Annotated in this window: 13 protein-coding genes; 6 read left to right on the top strand and 7 right to left on the bottom strand. The window is 71.4% G+C overall.

The features are described from left to right. Window positions 1-73 precede the first annotated feature (73 nt). A complete protein-coding gene (eno, locus tag ADL15_RS12440) occupies window positions 74-1,357 on the bottom strand; it encodes a phosphopyruvate hydratase (RefSeq protein WP_067688688.1) in 1,284 nt (427 codons plus the stop codon). Between the two features lie 173 nt (window positions 1,358-1,530). On the opposite strand from eno, the gene ADL15_RS12435 reads away from it, so the two are divergent. Then, window positions 1,531-2,160: a hypothetical protein gene (locus tag ADL15_RS12435; protein ID WP_067688685.1), complete on the top strand. Its 630-nt coding sequence runs from the start codon at window positions 1,531-1,533 to the stop codon at window positions 2,158-2,160. Between the two features lie 1,379 nt (window positions 2,161-3,539). On the opposite strand, the gene ADL15_RS12430 is transcribed toward ADL15_RS12435, so the two are convergent. The 4 genes from ADL15_RS12430 to mfd all read right to left on the bottom strand — a co-directional run bounded on the left by ADL15_RS12430 (window position 3,540) and on the right by mfd (window position 10,575). Further along, complete coding sequence (locus ADL15_RS12430) at window positions 3,540-5,156, bottom strand: DUF885 domain-containing protein (protein WP_067688682.1); 1,617 nt, start codon at window positions 5,154-5,156, stop codon at window positions 3,540-3,542. Window positions 5,157-5,166: 10 nt separating this feature from the next. Then, window positions 5,167-6,126: a nucleoside triphosphate pyrophosphohydrolase gene (locus tag ADL15_RS12425; protein WP_067689088.1), complete on the bottom strand. Its 960-nt coding sequence runs from the start codon at window positions 6,124-6,126 to the stop codon at window positions 5,167-5,169. 11 nt (window positions 6,127-6,137) lie between these two features. After that, window positions 6,138-6,860, bottom strand: a complete 723-nt coding sequence (locus ADL15_RS12420; RefSeq protein ID WP_067688679.1) for a hypothetical protein — start codon at window positions 6,858-6,860, stop codon at window positions 6,138-6,140. Window positions 6,861-6,960: 100 nt separating this feature from the next. Continuing rightward, window positions 6,961-10,575: a transcription-repair coupling factor gene (mfd, locus tag ADL15_RS12415; protein ID WP_067688676.1), complete on the bottom strand. Its 3,615-nt coding sequence runs from the start codon at window positions 10,573-10,575 to the stop codon at window positions 6,961-6,963. Window positions 10,576-10,770: 195 nt separating this feature from the next. On the opposite strand from mfd, the gene ADL15_RS12410 reads away from it, so the two are divergent. From ADL15_RS12410 to ppc, 5 genes are all read left to right on the top strand, one after another. Next, window positions 10,771-12,603: an enoyl-CoA hydratase-related protein gene (locus ADL15_RS12410; protein ID WP_067688673.1), complete on the top strand. Its 1,833-nt coding sequence runs from the start codon at window positions 10,771-10,773 to the stop codon at window positions 12,601-12,603. Beyond that, window positions 12,603-14,411 carry a glycosyltransferase family 2 protein gene (locus ADL15_RS12405; RefSeq protein WP_232344044.1) on the top strand — a complete coding sequence of 603 codons (1,809 nt, stop codon included), beginning with the start codon at window positions 12,603-12,605 and terminating at the stop codon, window positions 14,409-14,411. Before ADL15_RS12410 ends, ADL15_RS12405 begins: the two co-directional genes overlap by 1 nt. Beyond that, window positions 14,408-16,357: a radical copper oxidase GlxA gene (locus ADL15_RS12400; protein ID WP_067688667.1), complete on the top strand. Its 1,950-nt coding sequence runs from the start codon at window positions 14,408-14,410 to the stop codon at window positions 16,355-16,357. The genes ADL15_RS12405 and ADL15_RS12400 overlap by 4 nt, the downstream gene beginning before the upstream one ends. Window positions 16,358-16,361: 4 nt before the next feature. Further along, a complete protein-coding gene (locus ADL15_RS12395; RefSeq protein WP_067688664.1) occupies window positions 16,362-17,381 on the top strand; it encodes a glycoside hydrolase family 6 protein in 1,020 nt (339 codons plus the stop codon). A gap of 125 nt (window positions 17,382-17,506) precedes the next feature. Beyond that, window positions 17,507-20,305, top strand: coding sequence for a phosphoenolpyruvate carboxylase (gene ppc, locus ADL15_RS12390; RefSeq protein WP_067688662.1), 2,799 nt, complete (start codon window positions 17,507-17,509; stop codon window positions 20,303-20,305). Window positions 20,306-20,334: 29 nt separating this feature from the next. Here ppc and ADL15_RS12385 read toward each other — a convergent pair whose 3' ends face one another. Together ADL15_RS12385 and ADL15_RS12380 are read right to left on the bottom strand one after the other, a co-directional pair. Beyond that, entirely contained in the window at window positions 20,335-22,062 is a 1,728-nt protein-coding gene (locus tag ADL15_RS12385; RefSeq protein ID WP_067688660.1) for an ATP-binding protein, read from the bottom strand. A gap of 153 nt (window positions 22,063-22,215) precedes the next feature. Continuing rightward, the gene (locus ADL15_RS12380; RefSeq protein ID WP_067688656.1) at window positions 22,216-22,926 is read right to left on the bottom strand and encodes an ABC transporter permease; all 711 of its coding nucleotides are present in this window, start codon (window positions 22,924-22,926) and stop codon (window positions 22,216-22,218) included. Between the last annotated feature and the right edge of the window lies 1 nt (window position 22,927).

The raw sequence follows: 22,927 nt of genomic DNA, 5'->3' as shown, positions 1-22,927 counted from the left end.
CGTGGGGGCCTGCCACGGATTGTGGCACCCGTTCGTGTCCGGATGCCACAATCCATGATCTGCCGGGCTGGTGTTACGCGACGCGGTAACGCGGGAACGCGCCCGCACCGGCGTACCGGGCGGCGCCTTCCAGCTGCTCCTCGATGCGCAGCAGCTGGTTGTACTTGGCGACCCGGTCCGAGCGGGCCGGCGCGCCGGTCTTGATCTGGCCGGAGCCGACCGCCACCGCCAGGTCGGCGATGGTGACGTCCTCGGTCTCACCGGAACGGTGCGACATCATCGTCTTGAAACCGGCCCGGTGGGCCAGGTCCACGGCGTCCAGGGTCTCGGTCAGCGAACCGATCTGGTTCACCTTGACCAGGACCGCGTTGCCGGCCGACTCGGCGATGCCGCGGGCGATGCGCTGCGGGTTCGTGACGAACAGGTCGTCACCGACGATCTGGATCTTGCTGCCGAGCTGCGCGGTCATCTCGCTCCAGCCGGCCCAGTCGTCCTCGGCCAGCGGGTCCTCGATGGAGACGATCGGGTAGTCGGCGGCGAGCTTCGCGTAGTACGCGATCATCTCGTCGGTCGACTTCGGCGAACCCTCGAACAGGTACGACCCGTCCTTGTAGAACTCGGTCGCGGCGACGTCCATGGCCAGCACGATGTCGCTGCCCAGGGTGAAGCCGGCCGCCTCGACGGCCTCCGCGATCAGGTCCAGCGCGGCCGCGTTGGCCGGCAGGTTCGGGGCGAAGCCGCCCTCGTCACCGAGGCCGGTGGAGAGGCCCTTCTTCTTCAGTACGGACTTGAGGGCGTGGTAGACCTCGGCGCCGGTGCGCAGCGCCTCACGGAAGGTCGGGGCGCCGATCGGGGCGATCATGAATTCCTGCACGTCGACGTTGGAGTCGGCGTGCGCGCCACCGTTCACGATGTTCATCATCGGGACCGGCAGGACGGCGGCGTTCGGGCCACCGAGGTAACGGAACAGCGGGAGCTCGGCGGAGAGCGCGGCAGCCTTGGCGACGGCCAGCGAGACACCCAGGATCGCGTTGGCGCCCAGCTCCGACTTGGTGTCGGTGCCGTCCAGGTCGAGCATCTTCTGGTCGATCAGGCGCTGCTCGCTCGCCTCGTACCCGATCAGCTCGTCGGCGATCTTGTCTTCGATGTTGGCGACCGCCTTCTCGACACCCTTGCCGAGGTAGCGGCCCTTGTCGCCGTCACGGAGCTCGAGCGCTTCGAACGCACCGGTGGAGGCGCCGGAGGGAACCGCCGCGCGGCCGACCGTGCCGTCGTCCAGGCCGACCTCGACCTCGACGGTCGGGTTGCCCCGGGAATCCAGGATCTCGCGGGCGACGATTGCTTCGATGGTGGCCATTTGTGGTGTCGCTCCCTAACGGTTGTACGGATACAGTTTCGGTCCGCGACCCTGCGGGCCGACCACACTCGAAGAGCGTATCGAGCCCGCCTGCCGCTCGTTCGCCCGGCCGGTCAACTTCACCGCCCGGTATGCCTCACAACCGGGGCCCGCCTGCCGAAACAGGGGGCACTATGAGCAGCAGCCTGTTTCCCGAGGACGGCGCACGCGTCGAGCTGGAGGCCGGGGGCGAAAGCCACACCGGCGTCCGTGTCGTGGCCGCCTCCCCCGCGGCCGTGACGGTCTCGCTCGCCCGCGCCCAGATGCCGCTGATCGGTAGCACCGTGGTCCTGCGCTGGTCCGCCGCGCCCCGTGGCCGCTACCTGGCGACCGCCACGGTGAGCTCGGCCGAGGAGAACCGGGCCGAGCTGCACCTGATCGGCGAGCCGCAGATCACCCAGAACCGCCTGTACGTGCGCGGCGGCGGCGGCGAGCCGATCGTGATGACCCGGTCCGAGCACCCGGACGTGATCGGCTGGGTGCACGACATCAGCGAGCGGTCGGTGCGGGCCCACTTCACCGACGTCGAGGTGCGGCCTGGTCACGACGTGCATCTGCAGGTCCAGCTCGGCCCGGACCTGGTCGAGCTGGCCGGAACGGTGACGAAGGCCAGCGCGATGCGCCAGCAGGTGCCGGTCCGGGGGCCGCTGTCGGTGGAGATGGTCGCCCTGTACGACCCGGACGAGACAGCCGCAAAGATCATTAGGCGTTATGTCATGCGATACCAGCTCCTGATGCGCACCAAAGCCGCAGAGTCCGCCTGAATTCAGAATTCCCGTCGCCGGCGGCCGACTAATCGGCGGTTGTCGTTTTTTGGGCGCTCATTTCGTGAATATCATCGGGCGTTCTCCGGCCAGCTTTCCACCTCGGGGCGGGGCGCGGTCAGCGCCATAAGCCCCGGTCCGGTGTTACGAAGTCCCCGCCTCGCGCCTTCCCGCCCACGCGGCGCGGGCGGCGCGGGCGGCACGGGGCGGCGCGGGGCGGCGCGGCGCGGGGCGGCGCGGGGCGGCGCGGGGCGGGGCGGCGCGGACCGCGCGGGCGGGCGGCGCGGGCGGCCGCTCCGGCGGCTGGGCAGGTGCGCAACGATGCGGGGCTGTTCGCTGGGCGCTTGTGGCGCTGCCGGGGCTGGAGCCTGCCCGCTCGCAGTTGCCTGGTGGCTGCAGGGCGCGACACGGGCCCGGTCTGCCTGGTCGCAGCTGGCGCCGACCGAAAGCGGGCGACCCGGCAAACGTCGCGGATGGCGGGTGACGGGTGGCTGGTGGCTAGGGTTGGCAGCCAGGCGGGGATGGCGGTTGGTCGTGGTCCGCGACGCCGCTCACTGCCCAGCGGGGCCAGGTCGTCCTGGGATGTGGGTGTTCGATCCGGGCCGGTGGTCCGCTCCGGGTTGCCGGGGTCGGTGGTGCGCGTGCCCGGCACGTCCGCGGCCACGCGAGTCCCGCGCTCCCAGGGCGGCAGCAGCACGCTCCCGCCCGGCGAGCTGGCCCTGGCGGCCCTTATCAGGCCGCCATAACGGCCCTCACAACCAGCCGGGCACGGCGAGCTGGCCCTGGCGGCCCTTAAACGACCGCCACAACGGCCCCCAGCACCAGCCGGGCACGGCGAGCTGGTCGTGGCGGCCCCGTGAAACCGCCGCCGCCATAACGGCCCTCACAACCAGCCGAGCACGGCCAGCTGGGCGCGGCAGCCCATAAACGACCGCCATAACGGCCGTCACCACCAGCCGAGCACGGCCAGCTGGGCGTGGCGGCCCTTAAACGACCGCCATAACGGCCGCCAGCACCAGCCGAGCACGGCCAGCTGGGCGTAGCAGCCCATAAACGACCGCCATAACCCGCCATAACGGCCGCCAGCACCAGCCGAGCACGGCCAGCTGGGCGCAGCAGCCCATAAACGACCGCCATAACGGCCGCCAGCACCAGCCGAGCACGGCGAGCTGGGCGTGGCAGCCCTGAACCGGCCGCCATTACGGGCCTCACGACCAGCCGAGCACGGTCAGCTGGGCGTGGCGGCCCATAAATGGCTGCTGTGACGGCCGTCAGCGCCAGTCGGGCATGGTGAGCTGGGCTTGGTGGTCCTTGAGGCGGCTGTGTGACGGTCGTCGGCCTCGCGGTGGGCTGCAGTGGTGCCGGCTGTGGAAGCGGGGTCAGACGCCGAGGAGGGTGCGGAGGTGGCGTGGGGGCGGTGAGCCGTGCGCGAGCATCGCGTCGTGCCAGGCTTTCGGGGTGGCGCCGAACGGGCGGGCCGCGGCCAGGCCCGCCACCTCGGTGTAACCGACGAAATACGTCGAGAGCTGGGTCGAGGTGAGCAGGGCGCGCCGCCACTTGCCGGCCGCCTCGCCCTCCTCCTGGAAGCCGCGGCCGGTCATCAGGGCCATCGCCTCGGACTCCGGCAGGTCCTCGCAGTGCACCAGCTGGTCGATGATCGCGTTGAGGCTCATCCGCAGCTGCATCTTGAGCTGCTGGAGCTTGACCGCGGGGCCGCCGAAGCCGAGACCGGCCATCATCTCCTCGGCGTAGACCGCCCAGCCCTCGACGAACGGGCCGGACCAGCCGAGCGCGCGGACCGGGCTGCTGCCGCGGAACCGCCGCGCGTGCGCGAGCTGCAGGAAGTGACCCGGCATCGCCTCGTGGACGGTGAGGTTGCGGATCATCTCGTTGTTGTACTCACGGTAGAAACTGCGGATCCGCTCGGGGGACCAGCCGGACGGGGCCGGTGCGATGCAGTAGAACGTGGGCACGTCGGCGGTCTCGAGCGGGCCGGGCGGGTCGCAATAGGCCACCGCGACGCCTCGCGCGAACTCCGGCATCTCCTCGATCACGCACGGGTCGTCCACCAGCGACACCATGTCGTGCCGCCGGACGAACGCGGTCGCCTCCTCCATCGTCGCCCGGGCCAGGCCGACGATGGTGGTGTTGTCGGGGTGCTGCTCGGCGATGGTGTCCAGGGCGCGGCGCACGGTCTCGTCATCGGCCTTGCCACCGACCAGGTCGGCGGCGAGGGTGCGCAGCTCGTCGGAGACGCGGTCGACATTCGCCCGGGCGCGGGTGAGCACCTCGGAAGCGGAGAGCTCGGTGTCCAGGGTGTGCCAGAGGCGCGCCTCCCACAGACGGCGGCCGAGCCGGGGGTCACGGCCCGGCTCGCCGCTCTCCAGCACACCGCCCAGCCAGCCGTCGAACTCACCGAGCGCCGCCAGCGCGGCAGCGGCGGCCGGCTCGACCGTCGCGCGCAGGCCGGGCTCCTGTGCCAGCAGCCGGGGCAGCTCGTCGCGGATCAGCGCGGCCGTGCCGGTGAACTGGCCGGCCGCGGTCTCGGCGTGGATCCGTGGCACGTCCCGCAGCACGGCGCGGGCGGTGGCCAGTGCGTCCGGCAGCGCGGCGAGCCGGCCGCGCAGGCTCTCCAGCCGCTCGGCGGCCGGCGCGAACGGGCGGGACAGCAGGGCGTGCAGCAGCGGGCCGGGGTTGTGCGCCAGCGGGTTCCACTCGTGCTCGCGGATCTCGGCGAACTCGAACAGCCGGCGATCGACCTGCGCCGACAGGATCGCGTGGTCGACCTGCTCCTGGGAGTCGAGCCCCTCGGCGTCGATGCCGCTGAGCGCGTCGGCCGCGTCGCGCAGCATGGCGGCCCGGCTCGCGGTGGCCGCGGCGGAGAGGTCGGGCAGGCGATTGTCGAAACGGTGGTCACCCGCGTGGAGGGCGGTCACGGGGTCGCTCTCCAGCAGAGCGTCGGCGATGCGCTCGGCGAGCGGTACGAACTCCGGCATGCCGAGAAAACTACTCGGCGGGTCCGACAATTTCCGCCGCTCGCACCGCTTCGGCGTACGCCAAAGTGGCCCGCCGCAGCTCAGCCTCCGGATCCAGGCCCGCCGCACGGGCGTCGGCGACCAGCCGGAACAGCGCCGGGCCGAGCTCGTCACCGGGCGGCAGGGGCACGTCCACCGCGCCCCGCTCGACCCGGTGCAGCACCTTGGCGGCCAGCGCGAGCGCCGGCTGGCTCAGCGCCACCCCGTCCAGTACGGACTCGCGCTCCTTCTCCTCGCGCTTGATCCGCTCCCAGTTGGCGGTGATCTCCTCGATGTCCTCGACGCGCTCACCGGCGAAGACGTGCGGGTTGCGCCGCACCATCTTCTCCACCAGGGTCCCGGCCACGTCGTCGACGTTCCAGGCCCGGCCGTCCGGCAGCTCCTCGGCGAGCCGGGCGTGCAGCACGATCTGCAGCAGCACGTCGCCGAGCTCCTCGCGCAGCTCGTCCAGGTCGTCCCGGTCGATCGCGTCGTACGCCTCGTAGCTCTCCTCGAGCAGATACGGCGCGAGCGTGCGGTGGGTCTGCGCCCGCTTCCACGGGTCACCGCCGGGCGAGACCAGCCGGTCCATCACCGCGACCGCGTCCAGCAGACGGGCGCCGGGCGGGTCCCAGGAGCCGTACATCAGCTCGAGCTCGGCGAGCCCGGGCTCGCGGGCCAGCCGCAGGCCGAGCTGCCGGGCGAACGGCTGGTCACCCTGCGGACCGGCCAGCCAGACCGCCACCGGGGCAGCGCCGATCGCGTCGAGCAGGCCCTGCGCGTCGGTGTCCAGCACGGTGACCGGGATGCCGGCCACCCGCAGCGCCGTCGCCTGCTCGGACTCGGCGGCGGCGAAGACCGGGCCGGACCGGACGGTGTCCCAGGCCTCAGCGGTCAGCAGCCCGGCCGGCAGCCGGGGCGACGTGACCAGCAGGACGATCCGGTTGCTCAAGGTGTGCTCGCTCAAGAAAAGTCGGCGACCGGTACGGCCGTGTCGTCGCCCACCGGCACGCTGACCAGCGGGAAGTACGGCGAGGTCTGGTCGTTCTGGTAGTCGAACGTGCTGATCTCCAGCGGCTGGTACCGCGGGCTGACCGAGATGTCCAGCGGCACGGCGGCCTTGCTCATCTGGTCGCGCAGCGCGACGCCGAGCTGGACCGCCTGGGTCAGCTGGGCCGGCATCTTGGTCCGGAGCACCGCCACCGTGGTATCCGGGGGGACGGTCCCGTTGGCGGTGAACCGCTGCAGGACACCGGTCAGCTGCTCGTCGCTGAGCTCGGGCACCCCGGTCATCGCGCCCTCGACCTGGTACTGCAGGGCCAGGTTCTGGCCGAAGAGGTGGACGTACTCCGCCTTCTCCGACATCCCGACGATCGTGGCGACCTTGTCGTACGCGATGCCGGAGGGCACCGTCACGTTCTGCTCGGCCGCGACCCGATCGAGCAGCTCCCGCCCGACCAGCACCTCGACGACGTCGGCCCGGGTGATCGGCAGAGTCGCCTTCTTCTCTGCGCCGGTCACCGGGTCGACCACCGGCGGGCTGGCGGCCACCACGGCCCGCGCGTCGGCCCAGATCTGCTCGACCCGGTCCTCGGTGATCCGGGTGTCGCCGACGTAGGCGGCCACGGCCGGGCCGGACCGGCAGGCGGAGAGGCCGGCGAGAGCCAGGGACGCGACGACAGCCATGGATGCGAAACGGCGGGCACGCTGCATGGTCCACACTCTCTCACGAGTAAATGTGACTTACGTCGCCACCCCGCCCGGCGGGACGGGGTGGCGTCGGACGTCAGACCTTGACCGGGGCCGGCACCTCGCCCAGCACGTCCTTGAGCAGCTGGCCGCACCACTCGAGCAGGGCCTGGTCGCGCAGCGGCTCGCCGCCGACCCGGCGGGTGGACGGGCGCGGGACGCTCACCTGATCGTTCACCGTCTTGTAGACCGAGTCGGGGTGGTAGCGCTTGAGCCGCATCTGCTTCGAGTCGAGCAGGCTGAGCGGGGAGAAGCGGATGTGCTTGCCCTGCATCGACACGTCGGTCAGCCCGTACGCCCGGGCCAGCTGCCGGAACCGGGCCACCGCGATCAGGTTGACCACCGGGGCGGTCGGATCGCCGTACCGGTCGGTCATCTCGGCGATGACCTCCTCCAGCCGCGCATCGTCGCGGGCCTCGGCGAGCTTGCGGTACATCTCCAGGCGCAGCCGCTCGACCGAGATGTAGTCGGTGGGCAGGTGCGCGTCGATCGGGAGGTCGATCTTGACTTCGGGCGCCTCCTCGTCGGGGCGCTCGCCCTTGAACGCGCTGACCGCCTCGCCGACCATCCGCACGTAGAGGTCGAAGCCGACGCCCTCGATGTGCCCGGACTGCTCGCCGCCGAGCAGGTTGCCGGCGCCGCGGATCTCCAGGTCCTTCATCGCGACGTACATGCCGGCGCCGAGCTCGGTGTGCTGGGCGATGGTGGCCAGCCGCTCGTGGGCGTGCTCGGTGAGCGGCTTCTCCCGCGGGTACAGGAAGTACGCGTACGCCCGCTCCCGGCCCCGGCCGACCCGGCCGCGGATCTGGTGCAGCTGGGACAGGCCGAGCAGGTCGGCCCGCTCGACGATCAGGGTGTTGGCGTTCGGGATGTCGATGCCGGACTCGACGATCGTGGTGCAGACCAGGACGTCGAACTCCTTCTCCCAGAAGCCGACCATCACCTTCTCCAGCTGCTCCTCGCTCATCTGGCCGTGCGCCACCGCGATCCGCGCCTCGGGCACCAGCTCGCGCAGCCGGCGCGCCGCCCGGTCGATCGACTCGACCCGGTTGTGCAGGTAGAACACCTGGCCGTCGCGGAGCAGCTCGCGGTGGATGGACGCGGCCACCTGCTTGTCGTCCTGGGCACCGACATACGTCAGGACCGGGTGCCGCTCCTCCGGCGGGGTGGCGATCGTGGACATCTCCCGGATGCCGGTGATCGCCATCTCCAGGGTCCGCGGGATCGGGGTGGCCGACATGGTCAGCACGTCCACCGACGCGCGCAGCGCCTTGAGCTGCTCCTTGTGCTCGACGCCGAACCGCTGCTCCTCGTCCACGATGATCAGGCCGAGGTTCTTGAACTTGGTGGACTTGGCCAGCAGCCGGTGCGTGCCGATCACGATGTCCGCGGTGCCCTCGGCGGCCTGCTGCAGCGCGAGCGTGGCCTCCTTCGGCGTCTGGAACCGGGACAGCTGCTTGATCTGCACCGGGAACTGGCTCATCCGCTCGGTGAACGTGTTGAAGTGCTGCTGGGCGAGCAGCGTGGTGGGCACCAGCACGGCCACCTGCTTGCCGTCCTGCACCGCCTTGAACGCGGCACGCACCGCGATCTCGGTCTTGCCGTACCCGACGTCGCCGCAGATCAGCCTGTCCATCGGGACCTGCAGCTCCATGTCGTGCTTGACCTCGATGATCGCGGCCATCTGGTCGGGCGTCTCGGTGTACGGGAACGCGTCCTCCAGCTCGCGCTGCCACGGCGTGTCCGGCCCGAACGAGTGGCCCTGGGAGGCCTGCCGGGCGGCGTACAGCTGGATCAGCTGCGCGGCGATCTCGCGGACCGCCTTCTTGGCCCGCGCCTTGCTCTTCTGCCAGTCGGCCCCGCCCATCTTGTGCAGCGTGGGCGACTCGCCGCCGACGTAGCGGGACAGCTGGTCGAGCTGGTCGGTGGGCACGTAGAGCCGGTCGCCGGGCTGGCCGCGCTTGGAGGCGGCGTACTCCAGCACCAGGTATTCGCGCTCGGCGCCGTTGACCGCGCGCTGGACCAGCTCGACGTACCGTCCGATGCCGTGCTGCTCGTGCACCACGAAGTCGCCGGTCTTGAGCTCCAGCGGGTCGATGGTGTTGCGCCGCCGGGCCGGCATCTTGCGCATGTCCTTGGTGGACGCGCCACGGCCGCCGGAGATGTCGTTGCCGGTGATCACCGCGAGCCGGGAGGCCTCGTCGACGAAGCCGTGGTTCAGCCCGCCGCAGGTGATCAGGAGCTGACCGCCGGCGATCGGCTTCTCGATCGCGTCGACCGGGGTGACGCCGAGGCCCGCGTCGCGCAGCAGCTCGGCGGCGCGCTGCGCGGTCCCCTTGCCCTCGAAGATCAGGGCGATGGCCCAGCCGTCGGCGGCCCAGCCGGCCAGGTCGCCGGCCAGCTTGGCGGTGTCACCGTGATAGAGCGGCACCGGCTGGGCGGCCAGCGCGACGGCGTCACCGGCGTCCGGCGCGACCTCCACCTCCGGCTCGGCGAGCCACGGGGTGTCCGACGCGGCCGGCTCCGGCGCGGCCAGGCCGAACGGCGACACCGTCCACCACGGCTGCTTGAGGACGGCGGCGTGCGCGCGGATGTCGGCGAGGCTGTGGAAGGCGGCGGCGCCCACGTCGATCGGCGCCTGACCGCCGACGGCGGCCGCGGCCCAGGACGCCTCGAGGAACTCATCCGACGTACGGGTGAGGTCGTGCGCCCGGGTCCGGATCCGCTCCGGGTCGCAGAGCAGCACGTGGGTGCCGGCCGGCATGCAGTCCAGCAGCAGTTCCATGCTGTCGGTGCCGTCGAGCAGCGCCGGCGCGAGCGACTCCATCCCCTCGACCGGGATGCCCTCGGCCAGCTTGTCCAGGATCTCGCCGATCTCCGGGTGCTCGGCGGCCAGCTGGGCGGCCCGGGCCCGGACCTCCGGCGTCAGCAGCAGCTCCCGGCACGGCGGCGCCCACAGCCGCTCGACCTGCTCGATGGTCCGCTGGTCGGCGACCGCGAAGGTGCGGATCTCCTCCACCTCGTCGCCCCAGAACTCGACCCGGGACGGGTGCTCGTCGGTGGGCGGGAACACATCCAGGATGCCGCCGCGGACCGCGAACTCACCGCGCTTGGTGACCAGGTCGACCCGGGCGTACGCCATGTCGGACAGTCGCCGCGCGACCGTCTCGAGCTCGGCCTCCCGCTTGGTGACCAGCTCCACCGGCTCCAGGTCGCCGAGGCCCTTGAGCTGCGGCTGCAGCAGCGACCGCACCGGCGCGACGACCACCTGCAGCGGCTGCTCACCGGGGTGGGCCAGCCGGCGCAGCACGGCCAGCCGGCGCCCGACGGTGTCCGAGCGGGGGGACAGCCGCTCGTGCGGCAGCGTCTCCCAGGACGGGTAGACCGTCACCCGGTCCGGCTCGATCAGGCAGCCGAGCGCGTCGGCCAGGTCGTCCGCCTCGCGGGACGTCGCGGTGACCGCGAGCACCGGGCGCTGGGCGCCACCGTTCTCGGCACGCCCGGCGACGGCCGCGACCACGAACGGACGCAGCGAGACCGGCGCGGTGAGATCGAGCGAGTCCGAGTCGACGAAGCCCTTCAAGGCCAGATCACGGGCTCGGGCGAGGCCACGGTCGCGCAGGGCGGCCGGGATCAGTCCGGCGAGTTGCATGGTGGATTTCCCCCAGAGGGCACGACGAACGACCCCGGTCGCCTGAAGGGGCGGGGGTGTACCGCACAGCTTAGTCCGACCCGCTGACACATCCGGGCCGCGTGCGCCTTATCGGACCGCATGTCCGACATGCCGTGCGGGGCGGCGGGCAGAGTGCCCCGGGCATACGCCCAGCAAGGCCGGGGAGGGCACAACTTGCGAATCCTGCTGCTCGTCAGCGCGTTCAACGGCGTGAGCCAGCGGCTCTGGTGCGCCCTGCGGGACGCCGGTCACCAGGTCGGCGTCCTGCTGGCGGGTGACGATCGGAGCGTCGTCGACGGGGTGCGCGCCGCCGACCCCGAGCTGATCCTCTGCCCGTACCTCACCCACCGGGTGCCGGCCGCTGTCTGGCAGCGGGTGCGCACCGTGATCCTGCACCCCGGGCCGGTCGGCGACCACGGGCCGTCCGCCCTCGACCGGGCCATCCAGGACGGTGCGCGGGTCTGGGGCGTCACCGCGCTGCAGGCGGTCGAGGAGTTCGACGCCGGGCCGATCTGGGCCACCCGCACGTTCCCGCTGCCGGCCGCGCCGCCGCGCAAGTCGTCGCTCTACGCCGGCCCGGTCTCGGACGCCGCGCTGGAGTGCGCGCTCGAGGTGGTGGGCAAGGCCGCCGACCCGGCGTTCACCCCGGAACCGGCCGAGACCACGCCCGCGCGGCCGCTGCTGCGGCAGACCGAGCGGGCCTTCGACTGGAGCGCGCCGACCGAGGTGATCGTGCGGCGGGTCCGGGCCGCGGACGGCTCACCGGGAGTCCGCACCGAGGTCGGCGGCCTTCCCTCGTACGCCTACGACGCCCATCCGGCGCCCGCCCGTGGCGCCCGCCCCGGCACGCTGCTCGGCCGCCGTCAGGGCGCCGTGCTCGTCGCCACCGGGGACGGCAGCGTGTGGCTGGGTCACCTGCGGCCGGCCACCGAGGGCGGGATCAAGGCGCCGGCCACCACGGCGCTCGGCGAGCGGCTGCGTGGTGTGCCGAACTCGCCGGTCGACGCGCACCTGGACCCGGAGTCGCCGCACGCGTACCGGCAGGTCCGGTACCGGCGCACCGGCGCGATCGGCTGGCTGCACTTCGACTTCTACAACGGCGCGATGGCGCCCGGGCACTGCCGGCGGCTGCTGACCGCGCTGCGGCACGCGACCGCCCAGGACACCCGGGTGCTGGTGCTGCGCGGCGGGATCGACGCGTTCAGCAACGGCATCCACCTCAACGTGATCGAGAGCGCGCCGGACCCGGCCGGCACCGCCTGGGCGAACCTCCGAGCGATCAACGCGCTCTGCCGGGAGATCATCACCTGTACGAAGCAGCTGGTGGTGGCCGCGTACACCGGCAACGCCGGCGCCGGCGGGGTGATGCTCGGGCTGGGCGCGGACGTGGTCGCGGCCCGGGACGGGATCGTGCTGAACCCGTACTACGACGTCGGCCTGTACGGCTCCGAGCTGCACACGTTCACGCTGCCCCGGCGGGTCGGCGCGGACCGCGCCCAGCGGCTGATCGAGGACAAGCTGCCGGTGAGCACCGCGCAGGCGGTCCGGATCGGCCTGGTCGACGAGGTCGGCCCGCGGCATCCCGAGGCGTACGCACGGTGGTTGACCCTGCTCGCCGAGCGGCACGCCGACGCGCGGACCGGGCGGAAGCGACGGGCCGCGAAGGCCCGGCGGCTCGCCGCCGAACGCATTCCGCTCGATGTGTACGAGACCCGCGAGCTCGCCGAGATGAGCCGGGACCTCTACGCCGACCGGTCCGGTTTCGCCGCCGCCCGGCGCGCGTTCGTCCACAAGGCCGCGCCGGTCGGCACACCCCGGCGTCTGCTGCTGGCCGGCAACAGCGGGCCGGCACCGGTCGCCCGGGCCTCCCGCCCGGTCAACGCCGCCCCGGCCGCCGGCGGCCCGATCACTTCCGGTCCGATCAGTGTCGCGCCAGCCGCCGGAGGGCCGATCAGTCCCGGTCCGGAACACCCGTCGGTCCGCCCAGCGGTGCCCACCGCCGTCTGATGAGCCTCCTGCACACCCCGGATCCCGGGGCATCCCAGCCTGCCCACGACACGTCCGACATCCCCGGCCAGCGGACCCGGCCCGGGCGTGCGCCGATGAACGCCGCCGCGGCCGGTTCGACGCTCGTCATGTCCCGGTACAACTACAGCGCCTACAGCGTGCTGGCCGGTCCCGCCGACCCGCCGCCGGAGGGCGACGAGCCGTACCGGGTCCGGATGCACCGGATGTCACCGCGCCGGCCGGTACGCACCCTGCTGATCACCCTGTTCGCGTTCGCCTTCGAGAGCTCGTTCCTCGGCTGGCTGGTCGCCTCGATCGCGATCCCCGACCCTCGGCTGCGCCCGGTGCTCTTCGCGGCCACCTGCACCATGATCGCGGCGACCACCGTGATCGAGTTGTTCCGGCTGGTCAACGTCGTGACGCTGTGCCTGGCCACGCTCTGGGCCCGTGATCCGCAACCGGTCGTGCCGGACACCGGCATGCGGGTCGCGTTCCTGACCACCATCGTGCCCGGCAAGGAGCCGATCGAGATGGTGGAGAAGACCCTGCGCGCGGCCCGGAAGATCCGCTACGACGGCCCCTACGAGGTCTGGCTGCTCGACGAGGGCGACGACCCGCGGGTCAAGCTGATGTGCCAGCGGCGGGGCATTCGCCACTTCAGCCGCAAGGGCGTGGAGCGGTGGAACACCGGGAGCGGCGCGTTCAAGGCCAAGACCAAGCACGGCAACTACAACTCGTGGCTGGACGCGCACGGCGACGCGTACGACGTGTTCGTCTCGGTGGACCCGGACCACGTGCCGCTGCCGAACTTCTGCGAGCGGCTGCTCGGCTACTTCCGCGACCCGGACGTGGCGTTCGTGGTCGGCCCGCAGGTGTACGGCAACTACGACAACCGGATCACCCGCTGGGCCGAGTCGCAGCAGTACCTGTTCCACTCGCTGCTGCAGCGGGCCGGCAACCGGCGCGGCATCGCCATGCTGGTCGGCACGAACAACGCGGTACGGATCGCGGCGCTCAAGAGCATCGGCGGGCTGCAGGACTCGATCACCGAGGACATGGCGACGAGCCTGGCCGTGCACGCCGCGAAGAACGCCGCGACCGGGCAGCGCTGGCGCTCGGTCTACACACCGGACGTCCTCGCGGTCGGCGAGGGGCCGTCCTCGTGGACCGACTTCTTCACCCAGCAGCACCGCTGGTCGCGGGGCACCGACGAGGTGGTGGCCCGCCGGTTCCTCGGCCTGATCCGGCGCCTCGGTGCGGGCCGGGCGATGCACTACGCGCTGCTGATGTCGTACTACCCGCTGACCGCGGTGGCCTGGCTGCTGGGCGCGGTCAACGCCACCTGCTTCCTGCTGCTCGGCGCCAAGGGTGTGCCGGTGCCCCAGCAGGTCTGGCTGATGCTCTACGTGGACGCCGCGCTCTTCCAGGTCGGGCTCTACCTGTTCAACCGACGGCACAACGTCAGCCCGCACGAGGAGTCCGGCTCGACCGGCCTGCGCGGGATGCTGGCGTCCACGCTGTGCACCCCGGTCTACGTCTCCTCGATGATCGGCGCGCTGCTGCGTCGCGGCGCCGGTTTTGTGGTCACCCCGAAGGGCGACTCGACGAGCCCGGACCGGCTCGCCACGTTCGGTCCCGGGCTGCGCTGGGCCGCGTTCTACACCGCCCTGCTGGTGATCTCGCCGTTCGTCGACCACGTCGACCCGGCCATGTACCTCTGGCCCGCCCTCAACCTGCTGATCTGTCTCACCCCCGTCGTGCTCTGGCTGACCGGCCGGGCCCGCTCCCGGAAGGAAACCGGCGCATGAAGCCGCGCAGTCGTCCCACGCTCGTCCGCCGGTTACTGAGCGTCCTGGCCGCGTTGCTGGTCACCGCGGGCGTGGCGCTGGCCAACCGCCCGATGGTGGCGGCCGGCGCGCACGCCGTGCACGAGTTCCAGATCAACCGGCAGTCGTACAAAGAGGACTACGGGCACTGGTCGCGTCTGCCGGTCCCCCGCGACTTCCGGGTCAACGCGATCCACGCGGCCCTGCTGCACACCGGCAAGGTGCTGATCGTCGCGGGCAGCGGGAACAACCGGGACGAGTTCGAGGCCAAGTCGTTCCGGACCGTGCTCTACGACCCGGCCACCGACGAGTTCACCGAGGTGCACACGCCGACCGACGTGTTCTGCGCCGGGCACACCTTCCTGCCCGACGGCAAGCTGCTGATCGCCGGCGGCACCAAGTCGTACGAGGTGCTGGAGAAGGACGTCGAGCACGCCGCCGGAGTCATGAAGATCAAGAACGAGTCACCGGACGGCGGCCCCCGGGTCCTGGCCAAGGGCACCAAGCTGCTCTCGGCGGCCGGCCTCGAATACCGCACCCGCAGCAAGCTGATCGTCCCGGCCGCCCGCAAGGTCACGCACGGGCAGCACGTCGCGGTGTTCGCCGGCGCGGCCGAGGTCTGGGTGGATGCCGTCCGCAAGGGCGACGGCGCGGTCGTCAAGGCGCCGGCCCAGTACACGGTGGCCGGCCTGTCCGGCCCGGACGCCCGCAACCTGTACGGCGTCTCCGACAAGATCACCCGGGAGAAGCAGGAGTACGGCGGCGACCGCACCTCGTACGAGTTCGACCCGGTCACCGAGAAGTACGTGCGTACCGGCGACCTGACCGACCACCGCTGGTACCCGACCCTGGTCGGGCTGCCCGACGGTGACGTGCTCGCGGTCTCCGGCCTGGACCAGTTCGGCCGGGTGCTGCCCGGCCGCAACGAGCGGTACCACCACCAGCAGAAGAAGTGGACCGCCGAGCCGCGCTGGAAGCGCTACTTCCCCACCTACCCGGGCCTGCACCTGATGGCCGACGGCCGGATCTTCTACTCCGGCTCGAACGCGGGCTACGGCTCGGACACCGAGGGGCGTACCCCGGGCGTCTGGGACCTGGGCCGCAACGCGTTCCGCCCGGTGCCCGGGCTGCGCGACCCGCAGCTCAACGAGACCAGCTCGTCGGTGCTGCTCCCGCCGGCACAGGACCAGAAGGTGATGATCCTCGGCGGTGGCGGCGTCGGCGAGTCGGAGGTGTCCACGGCGCGCACCGACGTGGTCGACTTGTCCGCCGCGAAGCCCGAGTACCGGCCCGGGCCGGACCTGCCGAAGCCGGCCCGCTACCTGTCCACAGTGGTGATGCCGGACGACACGGTCTTCACCACCGGTGGCTCGTCCGGCTACCGGGGCGGCGAGTACCACGGCGAGCACCGCAGCGACCTGTACAACGCGCAGTTCTACGACCCGCGGCGCAACGCGTTCACCACCGCCGCCGAGTCGACGGTCGGCCGCAACTACCACTCCGAGGGCATCCTGCTCCCGGACGGCCGGGTGATCACCCTGGGCAGCGACCCGCTCTACGACGAGACCGGGAAGAACGCCGGCACGTTCGAGCAGCGGATCGAGATCTACAGCCCGCCGTACCTGTTCCGCGGCGCCCGCCCGGCGATCACCGGCGGGCCGGCCGAGGTGTCCCGGGGCGCCACCGCCCGGTTCACCACCCCGGACGCTGCCCGGATCACCTCGGCCCGGCTGCTGCGCCCCAGCTCGGTCACCCACGTGACCGACACCGATCAGCGTTCGGTCGCGCTGACCGTGCGGCCGGCGGACGGTGGCGTCGACGTCGGCGTGCCCGACGGCACCGGGCTGGTGCCCTCCGGCTGGTACATGCTCTTCCTGGTCGACGCCGCGGGCGTGCCGTCGGCCGGCCGCTGGGTCCGGGTGCGCTGAGCCGATGGCCCGGCACCTCTACAAGACCGGCCGGCTGCGCAACTGCACGCTGGTCACCGCGGTGGTGCTTGCCACGGCCGCGGTGACCCTGCTGCGCGACCGCGATCCGATGCCGCCGGTCCGGGTTCCGGAGGCCGCGCCGCTGGACGCATCGGTGCTCTACGTCGACCCGACCGGCGCGGCCGCTGATCACCTGCGGACACTGCGGCGGGCCGGGCGCACCGTGGAGGCGGCCCTGGTGCGCCGGATCGCCGCACGGCCGGTGGCGAGTTGGTTCACCGACTCCCGGGCGGCCACCGTCGGCCGGGCGCGACAGCTGGTCACCGCGGCGGCCCGGGCACGGCGGCTGCCCGTGCTGGTGCTCTACAACATCCCGCACCGGGATTGTGCCGGGCACTCGGCGGGCGGCGCCGCGGACGCTCCGTCGTACCGGAAATGGGTCTCCTCGATGGCCGCGGCCCTGCGTGGGCACCACGCCCTGGTGATCCTCGAACCGGACGCCGTGGCGCACGCGCTGACCGGGTGCCTCGGGCCGCAGCGGGCCGCCGAACGCCTGACCCTGCTGGCCGGCGCGATCGACACGCTGCGCGCGCTGCCCGGCGTACGGATCTACCTAGACGCCGGCAACCCGACCTGGGTCCCGGCCGCCCGGATGGCGCCGGCACTGCGGCGCGCAGGCGCGACCCGGGCGCGAGGTTTTGCGCTCAACGTCGCCAATTTCGAGACGACGACCGACAACATGGGGTACGGGATGGAGCTCTCGAAGCTGCTCGACGGAGCGCACTTCGTGATCGATACCAGTCGCAACGGCAACGGACCGGCCCGCCGTGGCGCCGGTGACCGGCACTGGTGCAACCCGCCCGGCCGACGGCTCGGCCACCCGCCCACGATGCGGACCGGAAATACGCTGGCCGATGCGTACCTATGGGTGAAACGTCCCGGGGAATCCGACGGCGCCTGCGGCGGCGGAGCTCCCCCCGCAGGTCAGTGGTACCCGAGCTACGCACTCGGTCTGGCCAGGTGACCGGCGGTCGCCTGAACGACCGTGAGACTCTTGACTCAATTCACCCCCGCGCCGGGGGACGCCGATACGATCGGCGAAGTCGGGACAGCGCCGTCCTGGAGCCATCCGAGTGAAGGAGCGCCCCGATGACAGAGCAGGCTGCCCATCTCGACGAGCGGGATGGGCCCGACGCTGAGCTACGTGCCGATATCCGTCGGATCGGCACATTGCTCGGCCAGACGCTGGCCCGTCAAGAGGGCCGGCCGCTGCTCGACCTGGTCGAGGAGATCCGCGCGCTGGTCCGACAGGATGTCCCGGCTGCCGCCGCACGGCTCGGCGCCATGGACATCACCACCGGGACCAAGCTGGCCCGAGCATTCTCCACCTACTTCCACCTGGCCAACATCACCGAGCAGGTGCACCGCGCCCGCGATCTGCGGCGCCGTCGCGCCAAAGAGGGTGGCTGGCTGGACCAGGCCGCCAAGCGGATCGCCGAGCAGGGTGTGCCGGCCGACGAGATCGCCTCGGCCGCCCGCCGGCTCGCGGTCCGTCCGGTCTTCACCGCGCACCCGACCGAGGCCGCCCGCCGGTCGATCCTGTCGAAGCTGCGTCAGGTCGCCGACTCGCTGGACGCCGAGTCGGCCGCCGCCGCGCTGTTCGGCGACACCGACACCACGGTCTCCACCAAGCGCCTGGCCGAGCTGATCGACCTGCTCTGGCAGACCGACGAGCTGCGCCTGGACCGGCCGGACCCGACCGACGAGGCCCGCAACGCGGTCTACTACCTCAAGGACCTGTACGCCGAGGCCGCACCGCAGGTGCTCGACGACCTGGCCGAGACGCTGCGCCGGCTGGGCGTGGAGACCGCGCCGACGTTCCGCCCGCTCACGTTCGGCACCTGGATCGGCGGCGACCGGGACGGCAACCCGTTCGTCACCCCGAAGGTCACCCGCGACGTGCTGCTGATCCAGCACGAGCACGGCATCCAGTCCGCCGAGAAGGCGATGGACAAGCTGATCGACGAGCTGTCCGTCTCCCGCCGGCTGCGCGGGGTGTCCCTCGACCTCTCCGCCAGCCTCGCGCAGGACCTGGACAGCCTGCCCGAGGTCGCCGACCGGTTCCGCCGGGTCAACGCCGAGGAGCCGTACCGCCTGAAGGTCCGGGCGATCAAGGCGAAGCTGACGAACACCCGGACCCGGCTGCAGCGCGACACCCCGCACGTGGCCGGCCGCGACTACCTGGGCAGCGAAGAGCTGATCGCCGACCTGGAGCTGATGCGTGCCTCGCTGGCCCGTAACTCCGGTCAGCTGTCCGCGCTCGGCGTGGTGTCCACCGCGATCCGGCAGGCGTCCGCGTTCGGCCTGCAGCTGGCCACGCTCGACGTGCGCGAGCACGCCGAGAAGCACCACGAGGTGCTCCAGCAGATGTACGCCCAGGTCGGCGAGATCGACGACTACGACTCCCTGGACCGGACCGAGCGCACCAAGCTGCTCGCCACCGAGTTGACCGGCCGGCGGCCGCTGTCCAGCGCGGACACCCCGCTGACCGACTCGGCGCGCAAGACGTTCGACGTGTTCCACACGATCCGGGAGTCACAGGACCGGTTCGGGGCGGACGTCATCGAGTCGTACATCATCTCGATGACCCTCGGCGTCGACGACGTGCTCGCCGCGGCCGTGCTGGCCCGCGAGGCCGGCCTGATCGACATCCAGACCGGGCGGGCCCGGGTCGGCATCGTGCCGCTCCTGGAGACCCCGGCCGAGCTGGACGCCGGTGGTGACCTGCTCGACGAGATGCTGTCCCTGCCGGCCTACCGGGAGATCGTCCGGGCCCGCGGCGACCTGCAGGAAGTCATGCTCGGATATTCGGACTCCAACAAGGAGGCCGGTATCACCACCAGCCAGTGGCGGATCCACAAGGCGCAGCGCTCGCTGCGTGACGTGGCCGCGCGGCACGGTGTGCGGCTGCGGCTGTTCCACGGCCGGGGCGGCACCGTCGGGCGCGGTGGCGGCCCCACCCACGAGGCGATCCTGGCCCAGCCGTACGGCACGCTGGACGGCGCGATCAAGGTGACCGAGCAGGGCGAGGTCATCTCGGACAAGTACACCGTGCCGGCCCTGGCCCGGGAGAACCTGGAACTGACCGTCGCCGCGGTGCTGCAGGCCACCCTGCTGCACACCACGCTCTCGGTCGACCCGGTCCGGCTCGAGGTCTGGGACGCCACCATGGACACCGCCTCGGACGCGGCGTTCACGGCGTACCGGCAGCTGGTCGAGAACCCGGACCTGCCCGCGTACTTCTGGGCGGCCACCCCAACCGAGCTGCTCGGCGCCCTGAACATCGGCTCCCGGCCGGCCAAGCGGCCGAACGCGGACGCCGGGCTGGGCGGCCTGCGGGCCATCCCGTGGGTGTTCGGCTGGACGCAGACCCGGCAGATCGTGCCCGGCTGGTTCGGCGTCGGCACCGGCCTGGCCGCGGTCCGCGAGGCCGGTCTCGGCTCCGAGCTGGACGCCATGCACGAGCACTGGCAGTTCTTCCGCACGTTCCTCTCGAACGTCGAGATGATGCTGGCCAAGACCGACCTGTCGATCGCCCGGCGCTACGTCGAGACACTCGTGCCGGAGAACCTCCACCCGATCTTCGCCACCATCGAGGCGGAGTACGACCGGACCGTCCGCGAGGTCCTGGCCATCACCGGCGGGACGGCACTGCTCTCCAACCAGCCCGAGCTGTCCCGCACGCTGGGCGTCCGGGACACGTACCTGGAGCCGCTGCACCACCTGCAGGTGGCGCTGCTGCGCCAGTACCGGGATCTGGGCGAGACGGCCCGCCAGCTACCGACCGCGCCCGGCGTGCGGCGCGGCCCGTCGGATTCGACGGCGCTGGAGCGCGCCCTGCTGACCACGGTCAACGGCATCGCCGCCGGCATGCGCAACACCGGCTGATCAGACACCGCCGAACGAGCCCGGAAACCTCACGGTTTCCGGGCTCGTTCGTTTCCGCGCGAGATGATGCCCCAGAGGGCCGTGCGTGACCTCGGCTTGCCCAGCAGTGCGACAGCCCCTTTCTGCCGCAGGGTCTGAAGTCCGTGCTGAACCTGGTCCTTGCTGAGACCGGTAGCTTGTTCGAGATCTGCTCGGGACAGCGGGGCCTCCCGGAGTGCGGTCAGGATCCGTTCCTCGTTCGCGGTCAGAACCACGGGCGCCTGGACCGGACGCGCGACCTGATACGTCGTCGAACCCCGTGTCCCCTCCTGCTCCACCACGCCCGCATCAACGAGTTCCTTCAGTTCGCGAGCCGCCGAACGGCTGTCCCGGACTCCGGTCGAGGCGCGGTAACCGCTGTTGGTCAGGACCGCGCCGTTACGCATCATGACGAGCGCCGTCATCTGCGATCTCGACAACGGGCGCAGCCCGAGAGACGCCAGCCAGCCGAGCGCCTCCTCGTCGAGAAGAGTGTGGTTGGGGAACTCGACGGTGAAGGACGAGATGTCGTCGCTGAATCGGGGTGGTTCCATCCCGGCTTCACCCAGCACGACCAGCATCCGGGCGATTCCCGTGCCTCGGTTCTCGCAGACCATCTGCCCGTCGCCGTACGGAGTGTCCTCAAGGATCTTGAGAAGCGCACGGTTGCGCGAGGAGGTGACCGTGCTCGTACCGAGCGAACCCACCTCGACCGGCCCGTAGAGGCCGCCTGGATTCCGGATCACCAACCTGTCCGGATACATCTCGACCTGCACCTGCATGCCCCGCGCGTTCTCTGAGTAGTCGCGGTGGACGAGCGCGTTGACCAACGCTTCCCGGAGCACCTCCTCGGGGTACTCCCACTCGTCGACCCGGAAGATCCCGGAGACGATGCTCCGCCGGCGCATGTTCCGCTTCAGCACCCGGATGCACTCGGCGACCATCAGCGGGATGGGGCCGTCGATGGAGCGGTTCTCGATGAAACGCTCGCCGGATGTGCCCAGCACTCCCGGCTCCGTCGCAGGATAGGCGACGACGGTCAGATCAAGCTGCGGCTCGGCGGTCTGCGGGTAGAACCCGAAGACCAACAGCCCGGCGAGCGTCGGCACGAGCCGATCGCCGTCATGGGTGAGTACGTTGAGCATCGTGAGCGCACGCTGGTCGTCGACGCGGCGGAAGATGTCGCCCTTGGTCTCCCGGATCCGCCGGAGGAAGACGGCCAGCAGATCGGGGTCGAGATCGTCGAGGGCTGCCGCCGGCACCGGAGCGACGTCGTATCTCGGCTCCCTGCGGTTCGCGAGAAGCACGGCGACCTCGTAGTCGGTCAGTTTCCGGTCTCCGTCCGCGACCCGGATACGCGATCCGGCGTGGGGACCCAGGGCACGTCGGTGCAGCGGCCGCTGATCGCGTGGTATCGGCGGAACGGTACAGAGCACGACAGCACCGCCGTCAACGCGAACGGTCCGGATCTCGGCCCGCACCGGCGGCTCCATCTCGCCGCAGATCGCGCCGACCTGCGCTTCCATGGCGGCGGGGTCGTCGACACCGGTGACCACGAAGCCGCTCTTCTCGTCGACTCCCAGAACGATCTGACCGCCTGCGGCATTCGAGAACGCGCTGATCGATTCCCACAGAGTCGCCGGCATTCCGCCCTTCGCCCGCTTCACCTCGCAGGTGAAGTGGTCAGCGCCGTGAGCGCGGAGACCGTCCAGCAGCTCGCCGAATGACCGCTCGTCCATCCGCCCTCCCCGAGGCTTTCCAGAGGTTCTGCACAGAGCTCATGAGTACCACACAGCCGAGATTGCGTGCCACACAGAGAGTACGGTGTGCCCCACAGAAATGCCCCGCACCAACAGCTTTCACTGTTGGTGCGGGGCATCGTCGAACCTGGGTCAGCTGGTTTCGCCGGCCAGGCTGAAGGAGCCCAGGCGGTTGATGGCGACCACCGTGCACACCACCACGAACAGCACGCTCATCACCACCGCGGTCATGACGCCGACCTTGGGGTCGAGCAGGGTGGTGGGTTCGAGCTTGGCGGCGATCGAGATGACGTACTGCTCGATGGAGAGCACCCGGGTGCCGCTCACCCAGCGGCCCAGCAGGCCCTCCCAGATCAGGATGTAGACCAGGCCGAGCAGCACCGGGCGACGGGTGAGCAGGCTCAGCATCAGGAAGAACGCGGTGTAGGCGAACGAGCCGGCCACCGCGGCGAGCGCCAGGGCGACACCGAGCTTCGCCGAGCCGGCCAGCAGGCCGGCCACGAAGAGCGGGATCGACGTGGTGACGGCGGTGGCGACCACGGCGACCACGAACTTCGCCAGGATGATGTCGCGGCGGGCCAGCGGCTTGGTCAGGATGTGCACCAGCGTGCCGTCGTCGATCTCGGAGCCGAGCACCCCGGTGCCGACGATCAGGGCGATCACCGGCAGCACCACGGCGAAGCCGAGGCCGGTGATGACCGCGGTGCCCCACTGGGAGGGGTCCAGGTCGTACGCCCGGCAGATCGCCGCCAGACCGATCAGCAGCAGGGGTAGCGGCAGGAGCATGAGCGCCCGGCGCCGGCCGAAGAGGCCGCGCGCCGTGATCATGGCGACGGTCGACATC

Source organism: Actinoplanes awajinensis subsp. mycoplanecinus (genome assembly GCF_001509495.1).
Lineage (GTDB): Bacteria > Actinomycetota > Actinomycetes > Mycobacteriales > Micromonosporaceae > Actinoplanes > Actinoplanes palleronii.
The sequence above is the reverse complement of the archived record's forward strand: the minus strand, read 5'-3'. Positions and strand labels throughout refer to the sequence as shown.